At 41.3% G+C, this 5,518-nt stretch carries 5 protein-coding genes; 4 read left to right on the top strand and 1 reads right to left on the bottom strand.

The annotated features are described in order from the left end of the window. Positions 1–94 precede the first annotated feature (94 nt). From ACEW8O_RS10430 to ACEW8O_RS10445, 4 genes are all read left to right on the top strand, one after another. Positions 95–1,153 carry an NAD(P)H-dependent glycerol-3-phosphate dehydrogenase gene (locus ACEW8O_RS10430; RefSeq protein ID WP_373494570.1) on the top strand — a complete coding sequence of 353 codons (1,059 nt, stop codon included), beginning with the start codon at positions 95–97 and terminating at the stop codon, positions 1,151–1,153. A gap of 98 nt (positions 1,154–1,251) precedes the next feature. Further along, positions 1,252–2,544 carry an APC family permease gene (locus ACEW8O_RS10435; RefSeq protein ID WP_373494571.1) on the top strand — a complete coding sequence of 431 codons (1,293 nt, stop codon included), beginning with the start codon at positions 1,252–1,254 and terminating at the stop codon, positions 2,542–2,544. Then, a complete protein-coding gene (locus ACEW8O_RS10440) occupies positions 2,534–4,186 on the top strand; it encodes a DUF4038 domain-containing protein (RefSeq protein ID WP_373494572.1) in 1,653 nt (550 codons plus the stop codon). The genes ACEW8O_RS10435 and ACEW8O_RS10440 overlap by 11 nt, the downstream gene beginning before the upstream one ends. A gap of 93 nt (positions 4,187–4,279) precedes the next feature. Continuing rightward, complete coding sequence (locus ACEW8O_RS10445) at positions 4,280–4,483, top strand: hypothetical protein (RefSeq protein ID WP_373494573.1); 204 nt, start codon at positions 4,280–4,282, stop codon at positions 4,481–4,483. A 186-nt stretch (positions 4,484–4,669) separates the two neighbouring features. On the opposite strand, the gene ACEW8O_RS10450 is transcribed toward ACEW8O_RS10445, so the two are convergent. After that, positions 4,670–5,518, bottom strand: an 849-nt coding sequence (locus ACEW8O_RS10450; RefSeq protein ID WP_373494574.1) for an ATP-binding cassette domain-containing protein, incomplete at its 5' end; no start/stop codon positions are given.

Here is a 5,518-nt window from a genome sequence, read left to right on the forward strand (position 1 = left end):
CATGCAAAACGTCCTTTAGTGAAAAATGAAGCAGGGAATATAGAAACACAGGATTTGAGTTTACTTTATTATTACCACAACAGACTGGAAGGATATGGCCTTGAAAAAATCTTCTAAAGAAAAATCCGTCGGAGTGGTTGGCATGGGTAGTTTTGGTACTGCCATAGCCAATATTCTTGCAGAAAAAAGCAAAGTCATAGCCTATGTCCGAAGGGCTGAAGTGATGGATGAAATCAACCAACACCATAGCGTTGACGGGTTAAGCATTCATCAAGAAATTATAGGGACCCAAGACCCTGAAATGCTCTGTAAGGCTTGTGATACGATTTTTTTTATGATTCCCTCGGGTGCTTTTCAGGAAGTGATCCGTTTGTTTTCACCCTATTTGTACCCTTATCATCTGGTAATTCATGGTACAAAAGGTCTTTGCCTCAATTTGCCAAAAGGTAAAAGCCTAACAGATATCGGGAAAATAAGCCGTGAAAATATCCTGACCATGAGCGAAGTTATTCTGAAGGAAACTGTGGTCGTCAGAGTGGGTTGCTTGGCAGGGCCGAATTTGGCCAAAGAACTTTATCAGGGACAACCCGCAGCAACCGTTGTGGCCAGCAAATACAATGAGGTCATTCTCGAAGGACAAAGATTGCTCAGGACAGATAAGTTTCAGGTATATGGCAACTCAGACATTGTTGGTGTAGAATTAAGTGGAGTACTTAAAAATATCATAGCCATTGCAGGAGGCGCGTTGGCCGGATTGGGATTGGGAGAAAACGCAAAAGGGCTGTTGATTTCAAGAGGTATGGTCGAACTGATTTACCTGGGCAATGCGCTGGGGGGAAGTTTGAAGTCATTTATTGGACTTGCCGGAATCGGTGATCTGGTAGCCACCTGCAATTCAACCCTCTCCAGAAACTTCACTGTAGGCTATCGATTGGCCCAAGGAGAATCCTTAGAGCAGATCATCAATACCATGGAAGAAGTCGCGGAAGGCATCAATACGGTGAAGTTGATGAAGACGTTTGTAGAAGGAAAAGGCATGCGGGCACCGATTACAGAAAATCTCTACAAAGTGTTGTTCGAAGACCTGAAGATTGAGGAAGCACTTCAATATTTGATGAAATATCCTTTCAGCGTGGATGTGGATTTTTTGTAGTTTCTAGATGTATTATTGATTTGATTAATTTAAAATTCTTGAAGAATAAATAAGGCTTTTCAAATAGAACTACTTTGTAGTAAAATTTCAGACAAAATTTGGCTAATACACCCACATCACTCAAGCGCGGAATCCAAAGATGGGATTTAGTCTTTCTGGTCATCAATTCAGTAATAGGGGCCGGAATTTTTGCACTACCGGCCAAGGTTTTTGCCCTTTCTGGAGTTTACAGTATTCTGGCGTTTTTGGTCTGTGCAGTGGTCATGATGGTGCTGATCCTGGTATTTGCCGAGGTCAGTTCCAGATTTGAAAAAACAGGCGGCCCTTATCTTTATGTTCATACAGCCTTTGGACCAATACCTGCTTTTGTCATCGGCTGGCTGTTGATGCTTACTCGGCTTTTTAGCTATGCCACTTTGATCAATTTGATGGTACTATACCTATCCTTTTTTTCAGATACTTTCAACCAACCTGAAGTCAGAATCTTATTGATATTATTGATCACAGGTCTTATCACCTATTTCAATTGGATCGGTGTCAAGAATACGGCAAAAGTCAGCAATATCCTGACCGTTGCCAAGCTTTTCCCATTGGCTGTATTTATCTTTGTGGGTCTCTTCTATATTGATTTTGATCTGGTAGAAGCAGGGCCTTTGCCCAGTTTGGAAGATTTCTCAGCTTCGACATTGTTGTTGATTTTTGCATTTGGGGGCTTTGAAGCCGGACTTGTAAATAGCGGCGAAATCGTCAATCCAAAAAAAAACCTGCCATTTGGTCTCATTACGGCCGCTGCTGTCATTGCCGGGTTTTATATCCTGATCCAAATTGTTTCCATAGGCACCCTCCCAGGTCTTGCCACTTCGGACAAGCCGCTTGCTGATGCAGCTACGGGATTTATGGGCTGGTGGGGAGGAATGTTCATCACCTTGGGTGCAGTGGTTTCTATCATGGGAACTTTGAATGTTCAGATCTTGAGTGGATCAAGGCTTCCATATGCGCTAAGTATAGAAGATCAATTGCCCAAGCTTTTCAGCAAAGTACATCCAAAGTTTGCAACCCCTTGGGTTTCCATTCTCTTTTTTTCGGGATTGGTTGCTTTTGTGGCCATTGTATGGGGTTTTATGAGTTCCTTGGCAGTGTCGGTGATTTCAAGGCTGATTCTGTACGCATTGGTCTGTGCTTCCTTGATCAAATTGAGAAAAACCCAGCCCGAAGGCAATTACTTCAAAATACCCTATGGAAACCATTTTGCACTTGTAGGAATATTGGCCACGGTTTGGTTACTTTCCGGAAGTCAGGCAGAAGAGATTTGGGATACGTTCTTGTGGACAGGGTTGGGATTGGTTATTTTTGTTGTGCATCATATTTTTAAAAAAACCCATGAAGATTAACTTATTCTATACCCCCCTACTGTTCCTATTCCTTTTCTGTTTGGAATCATTTGCCCAAATCAAATCCACTGTTTATAAAAAAAACATTAACACTTCAGTAGAGCAATGGCAGGTCAATGACCTTGTTTTCAAAGGAAAGACTACCGGGAATGAAAATCCATTTGATGCGGAATTTGGGGCAATTTATACAGGTCCAAATGGTGAAAGCATGAAGATTCCCGGATTCTTTGATGGAAACAACAATTGGACTTCCCGATTTTCTTCCAAAACACAGGGGAATTGGATCTTTGAGACCTACTCCTCCAAGCCTGAACTATCGGGTCTGAAAGGAAGCATCAAAGTTACTCCCAATACCAGACCCAACCAGAAAGGTGCAGTAATCATTGATCCAAACAATCCACAGGCTTTTGTCTATGAGGATGGCAGTCCGCATTTTCTACTTGCTTTTGAACTGGATTGGCTCTTTGCGCTGGATTACAAAGAACCTGAGGATATGCCAAGGACTTCACAGATCCTGGATGATGTCAGTGCCAATGGGTTCAATCATGTGGTGATGAATGCTTATGCCCATGACGTGGGATGGAAAATCGCGGACAATGTACGGGAAGAATATTACTTTGGAAAACCGGATTATGGTCCATTTGAGGGAGGTAATGAAAATCCTGATTTCAGCCGCCTCAACCTCCGCTTGTTCCAACATTTGGATAGGGTTTTTGAAGCGATGCAAGCCCGTGGATTGGATGCGCATTTGATGATTTATGTCTGGAACAAAAAAGTTAACTGGCCCGACATGTACAGCAAAGCCGACAATATGTATTTCGATTATATCATCGATAGGTATCAGGCATTTAGCAATGTGATATGGGATGTGTCCAAAGAGGCTCTGGATTATGGAAGATGTGATATCCCTTACCTCCACGAACGCATACACCGGGTCAGAAAGCGTGATGCTTTCAAAAGATTGCTTACTGTACACGATTACGAGTACAATTCAAGACATTCTGAAAAAGTGGATTTTGTATCCATCCAAAGTTGGCGCTCCAACCTCTATTCCCTGATGCTACAGGGCAGGGAATTCCATGCTGACAGACCTGTGGTCAATATCGAGCATGGAGGATATGAAGAAGGCCCTTATATTACCTTTCTTGGAAATTACACCAATGCCGAGACATGTTTGGAAAGAACTTATGAATGTGTATTTGCCGGAGTGTATGGCTCTTATTATTGGCAGGACGCCTCATGGAACATTGTAGTTTGGGATGCTTTTGATGAGAAACATGATTTTGATAAACCACGGTACGATTACTATAAACACTTGGCAGGGTTTTTTGAAAAATACAGTCTCAATGACTTCAAACCCAGTATTCCAAAACTGACTACCAACGACAAGGGGGGAAATGATAATCTGGCTACCAATGGCTTTGGGTTATATGATGGAAAAGGCAACTATTTGATGATGATTCCCAAGGAATCCGAAAGGGTAAATGTGGTGATTCCAAAGCCTAAAAACGGAAAAGTGAACGTGACTTGGTTCAATCCTTTTTCAGGAGAATATTTGAAACAGGATCCGAAGGAATGGTCCGGTTGGCTGGAAATGGTGAGTCCCTGGCAGTATGAGATGAGTGTTCTGATTATAGAGTAAAAAATATTTAATCAGAGAAGTCTTTTAAATAGGAAATAATCAATCATCTTGACTTACAACAAAAATTGTTAAATTTAGAGAAACCAGAAAGCCATGGAATATAAATTGGACAGAAATGCCTTCAAGGCTTCAAACTCCTCTGAAAAAATCAACTACGGTGAAGTTTATAAAAATAAATCCATAGATGAATTATTGGAAATTGCAGCCTATCTGAACAGTTTGGCTTATGGTTACTCATTGGACAACCCGCCGAGGCTGGATAAAACTGTTTTTCACGCTAGAAGTAGAGAAAAATGATTGGAAATTTTCCAAAAGATTTTTTGGACTTCCTAGAGTCCTTCAATAAAAATAAAGTTGAGTATATTTTAGTTGGTGGATTTTCAGTAATCCTTTATGGATACGATTAATATTTAGGAGATAATTGGTTCAGTCTGAAGACTGAAATAGAAATAGTCCAAGACTAAGTCTTGAACTAGACCCCTGCTACATCCCATCCAACTCACTCAACTCCAGCCACCTTAATTCCAGTTCCTCAATATCCTCATCGATTTTCTTAAGTGTTGCGGACCATTCCAACAATGCTTCGTGGTCATCAGTACCTTCAGTGATCAATGCAAAAATTTTCTCTTTTTCAGTATTCAAGGATTCCATTTTATTATTGATTTCCTCAAATTCCTTTTTGTCTTTGAAAGTGGCTTTAGGATATCCTGAATCAGACGTAGGCTTTTCTGTCTTGATTTCTTTGGAAGGCTTTTCCTCTTTTTTGCTTGCCTTTTCCTCTTTTTCCCACTCCCTGAACTCAGAGTAATTGCCCGGAAAATCCTTAATTTTTCCTTCCCCTTCAAAAACAAACAAATGCTCCACCAACCTGTCCATAAAATACCTATCATGGGAAACGATAATCAGACAGCCAGGGAAATTGTCCAAAAACTCCTCCAAGGTATTTAAAGTGACTATATCCAAATCATTGGTAGGTTCATCAAGGATCAGAAAGTTTGGACTTTTGATCAGGATCATAAGCAATTGCAACCTACGCCTCTCCCCTCCACTCAGCTTGGCAACTGGCGTATGCTGTTGTTTAGGGGGGAAACCGAATTTGTTGAGGAACTGAGCTACAGTAATGGTGGCACCTCCGGCAACTGTGACCACTTCGGCCACATCTTTTACAATGTCCAATAGTCTTTTTTCCTCATCAAAGGCATCCTCTTCCTGACGGTAGTAACCAATTGCCGTGGTTTGGCCCATTGATACTTTACCACTGTCAGGAGTCAGCATCCCTGTTATCATATTCAAAAAAGTAGTTTTGCCAGCACCATTGGGCCCAACAATTCC

The organism is Aquiflexum sp., assembly GCF_041749095.1.
Taxonomy (GTDB): domain Bacteria; phylum Bacteroidota; class Bacteroidia; order Cytophagales; family Cyclobacteriaceae; genus Aquiflexum.